This window comes from Mesorhizobium sp. (genome assembly GCF_004963255.1).
In the GTDB taxonomy this organism is placed as follows: Bacteria; Pseudomonadota; Alphaproteobacteria; order Rhizobiales; family Rhizobiaceae; genus Mesorhizobium.
Genome location: NZ_SUGA01000011.1, coordinates 140,554 through 152,915, shown reverse-complemented (window position 1 = coordinate 152,915; position 12,362 = coordinate 140,554). Strand labels below are relative to the sequence as shown.

General features: G+C 65.6%; 11 protein-coding genes and 1 pseudogene. 5 read left to right on the top strand and 7 right to left on the bottom strand.

What is annotated here, in order from left to right:
• Window positions 1-185 precede the first annotated feature (185 nt).
• Window positions 186-1,111 (top strand): annotated as a pseudogene (locus E5X34_RS15115) (DMT family transporter).
• A gap of 22 nt (window positions 1,112-1,133) precedes the next feature.
• Here the strand turns inward: E5X34_RS15115 and E5X34_RS15110 are convergent.
• From E5X34_RS15110 to E5X34_RS15100, 3 genes are all read right to left on the bottom strand, one after another.
• Window positions 1,134-1,403, bottom strand: coding sequence for a helix-turn-helix transcriptional regulator (locus E5X34_RS15110; protein WP_292565958.1), 270 nt, complete (start codon window positions 1,401-1,403; stop codon window positions 1,134-1,136).
• 78 nt (window positions 1,404-1,481) lie between these two features.
• Complete coding sequence (locus tag E5X34_RS15105; protein WP_292565955.1) at window positions 1,482-2,192, bottom strand: phosphatase PAP2 family protein; 711 nt, start codon at window positions 2,190-2,192, stop codon at window positions 1,482-1,484.
• Window positions 2,193-2,205: 13 nt separating this feature from the next.
• Window positions 2,206-2,544: a hypothetical protein gene (locus E5X34_RS15100; RefSeq protein WP_042637321.1), complete on the bottom strand. Its 339-nt coding sequence runs from the start codon at window positions 2,542-2,544 to the stop codon at window positions 2,206-2,208.
• Between the two features lie 249 nt (window positions 2,545-2,793).
• Between E5X34_RS15100 and E5X34_RS15095 the strand changes: the two genes are divergently transcribed.
• Window positions 2,794-4,791, top strand: coding sequence for a PhoX family phosphatase (locus E5X34_RS15095; protein ID WP_292565952.1), 1,998 nt, complete (start codon window positions 2,794-2,796; stop codon window positions 4,789-4,791).
• A gap of 243 nt (window positions 4,792-5,034) precedes the next feature.
• On the opposite strand, the gene E5X34_RS15090 is transcribed toward E5X34_RS15095, so the two are convergent.
• On the bottom strand, window positions 5,035-5,715 hold the full coding sequence (locus E5X34_RS15090) for a GNAT family N-acetyltransferase (RefSeq protein ID WP_292565949.1): 681 nt from the start codon (window positions 5,713-5,715) through the stop codon (window positions 5,035-5,037).
• Entirely contained in the window at window positions 5,712-6,197 is a 486-nt protein-coding gene (locus tag E5X34_RS15085) for a MarR family transcriptional regulator (RefSeq protein ID WP_292565946.1), read from the bottom strand. The genes E5X34_RS15090 and E5X34_RS15085 overlap by 4 nt, the downstream gene beginning before the upstream one ends.
• A gap of 231 nt (window positions 6,198-6,428) precedes the next feature.
• On the opposite strand from E5X34_RS15085, the gene E5X34_RS15080 reads away from it, so the two are divergent.
• Complete coding sequence (locus tag E5X34_RS15080; protein WP_292565943.1) at window positions 6,429-7,466, top strand: phosphatidylglycerol lysyltransferase domain-containing protein; 1,038 nt, start codon at window positions 6,429-6,431, stop codon at window positions 7,464-7,466.
• A gap of 4 nt (window positions 7,467-7,470) precedes the next feature.
• Here E5X34_RS15080 and E5X34_RS15075 read toward each other — a convergent pair whose 3' ends face one another.
• Both E5X34_RS15075 and E5X34_RS15070 read right to left on the bottom strand, forming a co-directional pair.
• The gene (locus E5X34_RS15075; protein ID WP_042637317.1) at window positions 7,471-8,232 is read right to left on the bottom strand and encodes an ABC transporter permease; all 762 of its coding nucleotides are present in this window, start codon (window positions 8,230-8,232) and stop codon (window positions 7,471-7,473) included.
• Window positions 8,229-9,155: an ABC transporter ATP-binding protein gene (locus E5X34_RS15070; protein ID WP_292565939.1), complete on the bottom strand. Its 927-nt coding sequence runs from the start codon at window positions 9,153-9,155 to the stop codon at window positions 8,229-8,231. The genes E5X34_RS15075 and E5X34_RS15070 overlap by 4 nt, the downstream gene beginning before the upstream one ends.
• Window positions 9,156-9,505: 350 nt before the next feature.
• On the opposite strand from E5X34_RS15070, the gene E5X34_RS15065 reads away from it, so the two are divergent.
• Window positions 9,506-10,132 carry a CDGSH iron-sulfur domain-containing protein gene (locus tag E5X34_RS15065; RefSeq protein WP_292565936.1) on the top strand — a complete coding sequence of 209 codons (627 nt, stop codon included), beginning with the start codon at window positions 9,506-9,508 and terminating at the stop codon, window positions 10,130-10,132.
• Between the two features lie 105 nt (window positions 10,133-10,237).
• Window positions 10,238-12,259 carry a hydantoinase/oxoprolinase family protein gene (locus tag E5X34_RS15060; RefSeq protein WP_292565934.1) on the top strand — a complete coding sequence of 674 codons (2,022 nt, stop codon included), beginning with the start codon at window positions 10,238-10,240 and terminating at the stop codon, window positions 12,257-12,259.
• Window positions 12,260-12,362 lie beyond the last annotated feature (103 nt).

Genomic DNA, 12,362 nt, shown 5'->3' with positions numbered 1-12,362 from the left:
CATTCCGGACCTACCGAATCACCAACTCAGTTCCGTGCAAAGCCCTCCTTGTGGGGGAGATGGCCGGCAGGCCAGAGGGGGGCGCTGTCCCGCCAGCGTTTCGAATTTCGCCGATAGCGATTGGACCGCCATATCGGTGGCGCTGCCATCTGGCTGCTCCGCCCGCCCCGCGATATCCGGCTGCCATGAGCGATGCCGTGAAGACATCCAGCTGACCGGCGCCGTTTCGCCGACAATCCCCGTGCTCATATGCGCGCTGGCGATCTTTCTTTTGTCCGGCATGGATGCGGCGATGAAATCCCTGACCATCGCGGTCGGTGTTTACAACACGCTGCTGTGGCGCAGCATGGTCTCGACCCTGGTCGCCGGCGCTGCTTGGTCGGCGGGGCCGCGCTCGAAGCCGCGTCTTCCGGTGCTGGGCCTGCATGCGTTGCGCGCCGCGATTGTCGGCATCGTCCTGGTCTTGTTCTTCTGGGGCCTGGCCAGGCTACCGATCGCCGAGGCGATCGGGCTCAGCTTCGTCGCGCCGCTGTTCGCGCTTTTCCTTGCGGCATTGTTGCTGGGCGAGCGCATAAGGCGGCAGGCGGTCTGGGCGTCGCTGGCCGGCATGGCGGGCGTCGCGATCATACTGTCCGGCCAGTTCGGGGCGGCAAGCCATTCGCCGGATGCCCTGCTCGGCACGGCCGCGGTGCTCGCATCGACGGTGTTCTACGCCTACAATCTGATCCTCTTCCGGCAGCAGGCGCTGCTGGCCAGGCCGGTCGAGATCATGCTGTTCCAGAACCTCTTCGTCGCGATCATCCTCGGTCTCGCAGCACCTTGGCTCGCCGTTGCGCTGCCGCGCGATCTCTGGCTTCCCGTGGTCGGGGTGGCGCTGCTGTCGCTCGCCGGGCAATTCCTGATGAGCTGGTCCTACGCCCGTGCCGAAGCGCAATATCTGATCCCGACCGAATACTCGGCCTTTATCTGGGCGATCGCGCTTGGCTGGTTCTTCTTCGGCGAGAAGCTGGCCTGGACAACGCTGGCGGGCGCATGCCTCATCGTCGCCGGCTGCCTGATCGCCGCGCGCGCCAATCCGAAGCTTGCCGAGCCGATCGAAGCGGCGATGTGAGACGGTCTTCCAGGCCGGCGGCTTAACCTTGCGGGTTCTGCGCCGCGGCGGCCTTGAGGCGCACGCCCCTGCCGCCGCGCTCGCTGGCCTGGTTCTCGCCGATCAGCTCCACCCCGACTTCGTCGAGCGCCTGGATGACCTTCATCAGCGTGTCGACCACGCCCCTGACCACGCCCTCGCTCGCTTCCATCCGCTGGATCGTCGGAAGCGAAACCCCGGCACGCTCGGCAAGCGTCTTCTGGTCGATGCCGGTCAACGCCCGCGCGGCGCGCATCTGTGCGGCAGTGATCATCGGCCGAAACCTGTTTCTGAAGATGTGAAAGATGTATATTTTAGATATTACAATGTCTCAAGCATCATTTTGAATGCTTCAACCATCGACGTCGCTGTCGGCCACCACTTTGCGCCGCTGCAGCAGGCGTGCCGCGAGCCAGCACAGCATGGCCCAAGCGAAGCCCGCGCACCAGCCGGCAAGCACGTCGGACGGCCAGTGCACGCCGAGATAGACGCGGCTGGTGCCGACCACCACGGTGATCAGCACGGCAAGGCAAAGCACGAAGATCTTCGTCCGGCGATCCGGAAGGAAGCGCGCCGCTAAACAGCCGAGCGTCAGATAGGTCACCGCCGACAGCATGGCATGTCCGCTTGGAAAGGACAGCGACGTTTCGGTGGCCAGGTGCGAGACGAGGTCGGGCCGGGGCCGGTCGACTTCGTGCTTGAGCAAGGTGGAAAGCACTTGCCCGCCCGCCACCGCCGCGAACACGAACAGCGCCGTCGAAGGCTCGCGGATCAACATGAGGTAGACGATTGTCGCGGTCGTGACCAGCACCAGCACCACGGTGCTGCCGAGCGCGGTGATGTCGCGCATCGCGCCCTGCAGCCAAAGCGGACCGATCGGGCTGTCCGGCTGCCCGGCATGGCGGAAGGCAAGCAGGATCTCGGTGTCGAAGGCGTGCGGCGTCGTCGCCCGCGCCACCTCCATCAGTTCTTCGAAACCCCACAGCCCGCCGGCGATGACCAACCCGGCCAGAAGCAGGGGGAATTCGATCTTGGCAAGCAGCGCGCCGACGGATGGTTTCATGAGAGGCTCGAGGTTAGAGCTTCTGCATATAGGGCCCGAGCGTGATCAGGGCGACGGCTGCGATCGCCAGCACCATGCCGGTTGCCTGGAAAGCATTGAGCCGTTCGCCGAAAAAGGCGATGGCCACGACATTGACCGCGACAAGCTGGATCACCGCCGACAGGCTGAACGCCACCGACATGCCGAACTCGCGCACCAGCCTCAGCATGATCAGGTTGCCGGCGGTATAGAGCGCCAGCGTCACAAGGAGCTTGGCCAGGCTCGGCGCCAACCCCCATTGCTTGGCCGCCATCGCCGCCAGCAGGAACATCACGGTCGAAATACCGAGCTGCGCCAGTCCCCAGAAACTCACTCGCCGTCCCCTTTTTTGAAGCGCCGTCGCCACGCCGGCCGCAGCCCTTGTTTCCGAAGCGGGCGAAACCGTCAAGCTGGGCGCGGTCGATCCCACATGCGCGTCAGGGATTGAAGCTGGACCAGCCGCTGCTCAGCCAGCAAACCAATCTTGCGGTTTGATCATGGCGATGTCACGAAAATGTGATCGGCACGCTTTAGGGGTCGAAAGGTCAACCCCAGCCACCTCAAGAAGCCAGAGGAACAGCCTATGACCGCGACCCCTGAGACCCGCTTCCGCACCAGCCAGCTCGAGGAGAATGACGGTCCGTCCGTCAACCCGACCGACAACCGAACCATGGGCGAGATCATCGCCGCGCGCTTCTCGCGCCGTGGCTTTCTCATGGGCTCACTGGCCGTCTCGGCCATTGCCGCCACCGTCAGCCCGCTGGCGCTCGTCGCCGCCGACGAGGCGCGCGCGGCGGAAGGCTCCGCTTTCAAATTCGACGAGCTCGAAGCCGGCATCGACGACAAGCACCATGTCGCGCCCGGCTATGATGCCGACGTGCTGCTGCGCTGGGGCGATCCGCTGTTTGCCGATTCGCCCGACTTCGATCCGCTGAACCAGTCGGCCGAGGCTCAGGCAAAACAGTTCGGCTACAACAACGACTATGTCGGCTACATCCCGATCGACGGCTCGGCGGAGCACGGGCTTCTGGTCGTCAACCACGAATACACAAACCCGCATCTGATGTTCCCCGGCATCGTTTCGATCGTCGAGAAGGACGGCAAGAAGGCCGCCGAGGTCGCACCGCTGTCGAAGCAGCAGGTCGATGTCGAAATGGCCGCGCATGGCGGCACCATCGTCGAGATCCGCAAGGAAAGCGGCAAATGGCAGGTGGTGCGCGACGGCAAGCTCAACCGCCGCATCATGTCCACCACCGAGATGATGCTTTCCGGCCCGGCCGCCGGTCATGACCGCCTCAAGACCAATGCCGATCCCTCCGGCGCCAAGGTCATCGGCACGCTCAACAATTGCGCCGGCGGCGTCACGCCCTGGGGCACCTATGTGATGGCCGAGGAGAACATCCATGGCTATTTCTCGGGCGAATTGCCGGAAGGCCACAAGGAAGCCGCCAACTACAAGCGCCTCGGCATCCCGGAAGGCGCCTATGAATGGGGCGCGCATTACGACCGCTTCAACCTCGCCAAGGAGCCGAACGAGCCCAATCGATTTGGCTGGATCGTCGAGGTCGACGTCAACGACCCCAACTCCGTGCCGAGGAAGCGCACCGCCATGGGCCGCTTCAAGCACGAAGGCGCGGAGTCGATCGTCGCCAGGGATGGCCGCGTCGTCTTCTATCTCGGCGACGACGAGCGCTTCGACTATGTCTACAAGTTCGTCACCGCCGGCAGGTTCAACCCCCATGACCGCGCCGCCAACATGAACCTGCTCGACGAAGGCACGCTCCATGTGGCGAAATTCGCCGAGGACGGTTCGGTCGAATGGATGCCGATCGTCTTCGGGCAAGGCCCGCTGACGGCGGAGAACGGCTTCGCGTCCCAGGCCGACGTTCTGATCGAGACGCGGCGCGCCGCCGACCTGCTCGGCGCCACCAAGATGGACCGGCCGGAGGACATTCAGCCCAATGCCGGCAACGGCAAGGTCTATGTCATGCTGACCAACAATTCCAAGCGCAAGGCCGAGCAGGTCGACGCCGCCAATCCGCGTGCTTCCAACGCCTTTGGTCACATCATCGAGATCGTCGAGGATGGCGGCGACTTCGCCGCGACCAAGGGCAAGTGGGAAGTGCTGCTCAAATGCGGCGATCCTTCCGTCGCCGATGTCGGCGCCACTTTCTCGACCGCGACCACCGCCCATGGCTGGTTCGGCATGCCGGACAATTGCGCCATCGATTCCGCCGGGCGCCTGTGGGTCGCCACCGATGGCCAGGGCCCGAAAGCCACCGGCCGCACCGACGGCCTCTGGGCGGTCGACACGGAAGGCGCGGCGCGGGCGACCTCAAAACTGTTCTTCCGCGTGCCGATCGGCGCCGAAATGTGCGGCCCGCTCTTCGCGCCGGACGACCAGACGGCTTTCGTCGCCGTCCAGCATCCGGGCGACGGCGGCGAGGACTGGGAAGCCTTTGGCCGCCCGTCCTACTACGAGGATCCGTCGACCCGCTGGCCGGACTTCAAGCCGGACATGCCGGTGCGGCCGTCCGTCGTTGCGATCACGAAGCAGGGCGGCGGCAAGATCGCGGTGTGATGCGCTGAGGTAGCGCAGACGTTGGGGACTGGCGGAAGCCCCCCCAACGTCGTCATTCCAGGGCGAAGCAGGAGCGTAGCTCCGTCGCGGAGACCCTGGAATCCATTCCGTTACCTCGGGCGTCGGGCGCTGCGGCGTAGAATTCTGCGCCGTCGCGGCGCGTCGACATCACGGAATGGATCCTCGGGTCTGCGCTGCGTCGCTACGCTCCTTGCTCCGCCCGTGGATGACGAATCCGGCGGTTCACCCCGCCCGCTGAACCACCGCGATGTTCATCACGCTGCGCAGCCGGAAGCCGATCGACTCGTAAAGCTTTATCGCCGCTGCATTGTTGGCGAAGGCGTGCAGATATGGCACTTCGCCGCGCGCCATGATGCGGTTGGCAACGAACAGCGACAACAGCCTGGCGAGGCCGCCGCCGCGAAAATCCGGATGAGAGCACACGCCGCTGAGCTCCGAATAGCCGGGCTGCTTCATGCGCTCGCCGGCCATCGCGGCCAGCCTGCCGTCGATCTTCACGCCCCAGAATTCGCCGAGGCTCAAGGCTTCCAGCGTGAACGGGCCAGGCTTCGTCAGCGAGGCGAGCGCGAGCATCTCGGCGGCGTCCTGTCGCGTCAGCTGTTCGATCCGGGGGTCGGCGACCGTCTGCAAGGCTTGCTCGGCAATCATCTGCACGGCATCGGCGGTCATCGTGGCGACAAGCTCCGGCGGCAGGACAATGTTCTCGGCCTGAGCCAGGATGACGGTCTCGCCGGCGGGAACAAGCCTTCCGAGCGCGTGCAGGCTTTCCGGATCGTCCGTTGCCGTGGCGGCGAACGGGATGATCGATGGCCGGTACCGGCGCGCGAGATCGTCACCCTCGGCGAAGGTTCTTTGCCGCGTTTCGAGCGCGCTCCAGACAGGACGGTCGAGGAAGTGCTTCATGACGCGGCGATCCTTTCGGCGCGACGGTGGAGCGGCGTCTCGGCCAGCCGGTCCTCGATGGCGGCAAGCTGGCCGAGCAGCGGCCCGGAAAGATCGGCGCACAGATCCGCGACGGCATTTTCGATGCTCGGCCAGACGTCCCGTTTCGCGCGGTCGACCAGCCGCCTGCCGTTGCCGGTCAGCGAAACGATCCTGCGCCGCTGGTCGTCATCCGCAGGGTTGACTTCGACCAGCCCCAACTCGGCAAGCAGCGCCACGCTTCGCGTTACGCCCGGTTGCGCGACGCCCAGCGATTGCGCCAGCTCACCGACCGGCAGCGGCCCCAGCCGGTCGAGCGCGGCGAGGAGCGGGTACTGGCTCGACTGGATGCGCATGTCGAGGCGGTCGAGCACGCGCTGCGTGTCGGCTTGCAACTGCTCGCCCATACGCTTCATCCGGCTGCCGAGACAGAGAAAGCCGAGAGATCGCAGAATGTCTTCCATAGCGCGCTCACCAATTATCGATAACGTGATATATAACATTGCATGGAAAAATCAAGCCGATGCCCCCAGGACGTTCCGGCGGCCGACCGCCGATGCCGGAGGCTTTCGGACGTTTGCCCTTCATTCGCCGTCAATTGCATCCTATATCGCTGACGCGACGTGGCCGGCAGCGGTCGCCAGCGATTCGCGACCTGAGGGCGGCAGGTCATCACTTCTTGGCACGCGGAGCTCATGGCGCCCCTGCGCATCTATTTCGACCGGCTTCTCGACGCCGTGGCGCCCAAGGTTCCGCGGCGCGAATTGAGCGATGAGGAGCGCCTGGCTCTGGTGCGCCGCCACGGCGATTTCTCGCTCGCCTACTCCACGGCCGTGCAGCAGAAATTGTCCTATTTCAGCGAGGGCGACGGCTACATCGCCTTCGGCACCAAGATGAGCCGTCATTTCGCGCTGGGCGATCCGGTGGCCGACCCGGCCGACCGCCCGGGCTACATCAAGCGCTTCGTCGAGGCGGCCGGCGGCCCCTGGTTCGTGCAGATCGGCGCCGACACGGCCAAGGTGCTCGCCGGTCTCGGCTACCAGGTCAACCGGCTCGGCATCGACACCAGGTTGCTTTTGCCGGCGCATGATTTTTCCGGCAAGCGCAACGAGACGGTGCGCTATTCCGAGCGCTGGCTGGCGAAGAAGGGCTTTCTCCTCGCGGAGGGCACGGGCGACATGCTGCAGGAAGAGATCAAGCAGCTTTCCGCCGACTGGCGCAAAAAGCGCATCATCAAGCGCTGGGAGATGGGTTTCCTCAACCGCCGCTTCTCCGAGGAGCTCGGCGCCGGCATGCGCCGCTTCCTCCTGCACAGCCCCGAAGGCCGGCTTCTCGCGATCCTGGATTTCGATCCGCTGTTTCGCGACGGCAAGGTGATCGGCTACACCACCGCCTTCAAGCGCAAGCAGACCGACGCGACGCCGCATGCCGAGGTCGGCCTGACCAAATTCGCCGTCGATCGCTTCCGCGAGGAAGGTATCTCGCAGGTGACGCTCGGCCTCTCGCCGCTGCTCGACATCGAGCCCAGCGGCTTCGCCGAATCGGATTTCTGGCGCAACACCTTCCAGCGCGCCTACAACTCGCCCTGGGTCAACCGCTCGCGCTTCAACCTGCAGGGCCAGGCGGCCTTCAAGCGCCGCTTCCACGGCCTCGAGGAGCCGACCTATATCGCCTTCCGCAAAGGAACCTTCGTGGAAATGCTGGGGCTGCTGCGCCTGACCAAGGCGATTTAGCCGGTCAGTTCCTCAACCGATATCCCGTCTTGAATATCCACGCCACGATCGCGATGCAGATGGCCAAAAACACCAGCGTCATGCCGAGGCTGACGCCGACCGAGACGTCGGCCTTGCCGTAAAAACTCCAGCGGAACCCGCTGATCAGGTAGACGACCGGGTTGAACAGCGTGATCGTCTTCCAGATGCCGGGAAGCATGTGGATGGAATAGAAGCTGCCCCCGAGGAAGGTGAGCGGCGTGACAATCAGGAGCGGCACCAGCTGCAGCTGCTCGAAGGTCTTCGCCCAGATGCCGATGATGAAGCCGAACAGGCTGAAGGTCACCGCCGTCAGCACCAGGAAGGCAATCATCCAGAACGGGTGCTCGATCCTGAGCGGCACGAACAGCGCGGCGGTGGCGAGGATGATCAGGCCGAGCATGATCGATTTGGTCGCCGCGCCCCCGACATAGGCGATGATGATCTCCAAGTATGACACCGGCGCCGACAAAAGCTCATAGATCGAGCCGACGAATTTCGGGAAATAGATGGCGAAGGAGGCGTTCGAGATTGACTGCGTCAAGAGCGACAGCATCATCAGGCCCGGCACGATGAAGGCGCCGTAGGCGATGCCGTCGATCTCGTTGATGCGCGAGCCGATGGCCGAGCCGAAGACGACGAAATAGAGCGATGTCGAGATGACCGGCGAGATGATGCTCTGCAGCACCGTGCGGAAGGCACGCGCCATCTCCACCCTGTAGATCGCCCATACCGCGCGCAGATTCATGGCTCTTGCCTCAGAAGACTGACGAAGATCTCTTCGAGCGAGCTGTTCTTGGTGTCGAGGTCGCGGAACTGGATGCCGGCCGTCTCGAGGTCGCGGATCAGCGAGGCGACGCCTGGACGGTCGCTCTGGTTGTCATAGGTGTAGGTGAGCTGGTTCCCGTCGCCCGACAGCTCCAGCGCATAGCGCGACAGGCTCTCCGGCAAGGCCGCAAGCGGCGCGCGCAGCTCCAGCCGCATCTGCTTGCGGCCGAGCTTGCGCATCAGCTCGGCCTTGCCCTCGACCAGGATGATCTCGCCCTTGTTGATGACGCCGACGCGGTCGGCCATCGCCTCGGCTTCCTCGATGTAATGCGTGGTGAGGATGATGGTGACGCCGTCCTCGCGCAGCCGCCTGACCATCGCCCACATGTCCTGGCGCAGCTCGACGTCGACGCCGGCCGTCGGCTCGTCGAGGAACAGCACACGCGGCTCGTGCGACAGCGCCTTGGCGATCATCAGCCGGCGCTTCATGCCGCCCGACAGCGTGATCGCCTTGGAATCCTTTTTCTCCCAGAGCGACAGGTCGCGCAGCACCTTCTCGACGAAGTCCTTGTTGGGCGGCTTGCCGAACAGGCCGCGGCTGTAGTTCACCGTCGCCCAGACCGTCTCGAAAGCGTCGATGGTGAGTTCCTGCGGCACCAGCCCGATCAGGCTGCGGGCCGCGCGATAGTCCCGGCTGATGTCGTGGCCGTCGACCGTGACGCTGCCCGACGAGCGGTTGACGATGCCGCAGACGATCGAGATCAGCGTCGTCTTGCCGGCACCGTTCGGCCCGAGCAGCGCGAAGATCTCGCCGCGCTCGATATCGAGATTGATTTCCTTCAATGCCTTGAAGCCGGTGGCATAGGTTTTCGTGACACCGGAGATCGAGATGATGGATGACATGCTGAAAAACGGCCGGCTGGAAAAGGTGACCTGATATAGGCCTGATGCCGCTCAAGGCAAACCGCAAATCGATGCGGCTCCTGACAGCTCTGGACAGTCGCATCGCAGCCGATGGTCCTGCCCGAGCCGTATCCGGGTCCCGGCGGCTGGAGGGCCGGCGCTGGCGGCAGCTTTCTTGTCCCCGTAAACGGCATAGGCGGCAAGATAGCGTCGGCATGGCTTGAAACTTGCGCTTTCTCGGTGGCTCACCTGCGATGTCGCAGGGCATGGCTGCCCATCCTCCCAGCTTGACGCCCTTCGCTCCCGCGCCCTAAGCCTGGTCTCCACCCCCAACAGGAGACCCCACCCAAATGGCAGGCACGGTCGAAGGCGAGAAGATCGACGTTTCCTTCAGCGGCAAGCGCTGCATCCATTCGCGCAATTGCGTGCTCGGCAACCCGCATGTCTTCGTGCCCAACGCGCCGGGCGAGTGGATCCATCCCGATGCCGCGAGCGTAGAACGGGTGGTGGCGCTGGCGGAGAACTGCCCGTCGGGCGCCGTCACCTACAAGCGCAAGGATGGCGGGCCGCAGGAGAAGCCGCCGGTGGTCAACACGGTGCGCGTGCGCGAGAACGGCCCGCTGGCGGTGCATGCCGAGATCATGCTGGGTGACCAGACGTTCTTCCGCGCCACGCTCTGCCGCTGCGGCGCCTCGCAGAACAAGCCGTTCTGCGACAACAGCCACATCAAGGCCGGCTTCACCGCCACCGGCGAGCCGCCGCTGAAGGAAGCGCAGATGCTGGACGCGAGGAATGGCCCGCTGACCGTAACCCCGACCAGCAACGGCCCGCTGAAGGTCGAAGGCAATGCCGAGCTCGTCACCGGCACGGGGCATACGATCGCCCGCACGACCAAGGTGTTCCTCTGCCGCTGCGGCCATTCGGCGAACAAGCCGTTCTGCGACGGATCGCATAAGCGGGTGGAGTTTGAGGGGTAATTACGGAGCCGAATCGCCTGGCCCATCCCTCCCAGCTTTATCCGCCAGCCCGTATCGGCTAAGGGCTTCGCGACCAAGCCCTCGACCCCGGACTGCCGCCCGCTCATGACCGCCAAGCCTCACCCCCTCTTCCTCGGCATCGACACCGGCGGCACCTACACCGATGCGGTGCTGTGGTCGGAGGAAGGCGGACCGAAAGGCAAGGTTCTGGCCAAGGCAAAATCGCTGACCACGCGTCACGATCTCGCCGTCGGCATTTCCGGCGCGGTCGATGCGGTGCTTCAGCAATCCGGCACCGATCCGGCCGCGATCAAGCTGGTATCGATGTCTACGACGCTTGCCACCAACGCGCTGGTCGAGGGGCAGGGTGGGCGCGTGGCGCTGGTGATGGTCGGCTTTTCCGAGGCCGACCTGGCCCGCGACGGGTTGAAGACGGCGCTGGGCACCGACCCGGTGGTGTTCTGCCCCGGCGGACACGACGTGCACGGCAATGCCGCCAAGCTTGATCTTTCCGGCCTCGAGGCGGCGCTGCCGGAATTGGGCGGCTCGGTTTCGGGCTTCGCCGTCTGCGCCTATTTCGCCACCCGCAACCCGGCGCATGAGCTGGCGGCCCGCGACCTGATCCGCGAGAAGACCGGCCTGCCGGTGACAGCCAGCCATGAATTGTCGGCCAAGCTCGGCGGCCCGCGCCGGGCGCTCACCACGCTGCTCAACGCAAGGCTGATCTCGATGATCGACCGGCTGGTCGCGGCGACCGAGGGGTTTCTGGCCAAGCGCGGCATCGCCGCACCCCTGATGGTGGTGCGCGGCGACGGCGCGCTGGTATCGGCGGCGTTCGCGCGCCAGCGGCCTATCGAGACGATCCTCTCCGGCCCTGCTGCCTCTCTTGTCGGCGCCCGCCACATGACCGGGCTGGACGACGCCATGGTCTCGGATATCGGCGGCACCACCACGGACGTCGCCGTGCTCGATGGCGGCCGCCCGCGCCTCGATCCGGAAGGCGCCACCGTCGGCGGCTTCCGCACCATGGTCGAAGCGGTCGCCATGCGCACCTTCGGCCTTGGCGGCGACTCCGAAGTGACGCTGGAAGACGGCGCGCTCGACCCGAAAATCCTGCTCGGGCCGCGCCGCCTGGTCCCGCTGGCGCTGGCCGGCATGGCGCATGGCGAGGCAGTCACTGCCGAGCTGGAACGGCAGCTGCGCGCGCCGAACCCCGGCCGCATGGACGGGCGGTTTGCCCTGCGCACCGGCGTGCCGGACAGGCTCGCCGCGGGGCTGACCGCGCCGGAAGCGAAGCTCTACGAGGCGATCGGCGCCACGCCGCTGGCGCTCGACCGGCTGCTCTCTTCCAACGCGCAGAACGCCACGCTGAACCGTCTGGTCGCGCGCGGGCTGGTGCATATCTGCGGCTTCACGCCGTCCGACGCCGCCCATGTGCTGGGCAAGCAGTCGAACTGGGACGCCGCCACTGCCCGCCTGGGCGCCGAGCTGTTTTCGCGCCGCCGCGACGGCCGCGGCCAGGCGATCGCGGCGACTCCGGAAGCCCTGGCCGAGCGCGTGCTGACGACGCTCACCCGCTGGTCGGCCGAATACATCCTCGAAACCGCCTTCGCCGAGGACGGGCTGGATGGCGCGGCGACCGTCGCGCATGCGCTGGTGCAGCGCGCGGTCGATGGCCATCCGGGCATCGCCCGCTTCACCGTCGCGCTCGACCGTCCGGTCATCGGGCTGGGCGCCTCGGCGCCGCTGCATTACGCCGGCTTGGCCGTGCTGGTCGGCAATGGCTGCATCGTCCCGGAAGACACCGACGTCGCCAACGCGCTCGGCGCCGTGGTCGGCCAGGTGCGCGTCTCTGCCGAAGCCCGCGTCAGCCAGCCCAAGGAGGGCCTGTTCCGCCTCGCCTCCGGCCAGACCGTGCGCGACTTCACCGAAGAGGCGAAGGCGATCGAGGCGGCCGAAGCCGATGTGCGGTCAATCGCCGCCGAGCGCGCGAAGGACGCCGGCACCGACAGCGCCGAAATCGACGTCGCCACCGAGTTCAAGGTCTCGACCATCGAAGGCCAGCGCATGTTCATCGAGGCGCATGTGGTTGCCGTGGCGTCGGGACGGCCGCGGATTGCGGTGTAGCGCGACCTCCTCCTTCTCCCCTTGTGGGAGAAGGTGTCGCCGTAGGCGACGGATGAGGGGTGCTCCAGGGAAAGCCGGCGTCTCAGTCCGCTGGAACACCCCT

What these genes read in the sequence shown, in the direction of transcription:
- E5X34_RS15090 (WP_292565949.1), bottom strand. Translation starts at nt 5,715, where the DNA reads ATGAAGCACTTCCTCGACCGTCCTGTCTGGAGCGCGCTCGAAACGCGG.
- E5X34_RS15060 (WP_292565934.1), top strand. Translation starts at nt 10,238, where the DNA reads ATGACCGCCAAGCCTCACCCCCTCTTCCTCGGCATCGACACCGGCGGC.
- E5X34_RS15065 (WP_292565936.1), top strand. Translation starts at nt 9,506, where the DNA reads ATGGCAGGCACGGTCGAAGGCGAGAAGATCGACGTTTCCTTCAGCGGC.
- E5X34_RS15085 (WP_292565946.1), bottom strand. Translation starts at nt 6,197, where the DNA reads ATGGAAGACATTCTGCGATCTCTCGGCTTTCTCTGTCTCGGCAGCCGG.
- E5X34_RS15080 (WP_292565943.1), top strand. Translation starts at nt 6,429, where the DNA reads ATGGCGCCCCTGCGCATCTATTTCGACCGGCTTCTCGACGCCGTGGCG.
- E5X34_RS15110 (WP_292565958.1), bottom strand. Translation starts at nt 1,403, where the DNA reads ATGATCACTGCCGCACAGATGCGCGCCGCGCGGGCGTTGACCGGCATC.
- E5X34_RS15070 (WP_292565939.1), bottom strand. Translation starts at nt 9,155, where the DNA reads ATGTCATCCATCATCTCGATCTCCGGTGTCACGAAAACCTATGCCACC.
- E5X34_RS15095 (WP_292565952.1), top strand. Translation starts at nt 2,794, where the DNA reads ATGACCGCGACCCCTGAGACCCGCTTCCGCACCAGCCAGCTCGAGGAG.
- E5X34_RS15105 (WP_292565955.1), bottom strand. Translation starts at nt 2,192, where the DNA reads ATGAAACCATCCGTCGGCGCGCTGCTTGCCAAGATCGAATTCCCCCTG.
- E5X34_RS15075 (WP_042637317.1), bottom strand. Translation starts at nt 8,232, where the DNA reads ATGAATCTGCGCGCGGTATGGGCGATCTACAGGGTGGAGATGGCGCGT.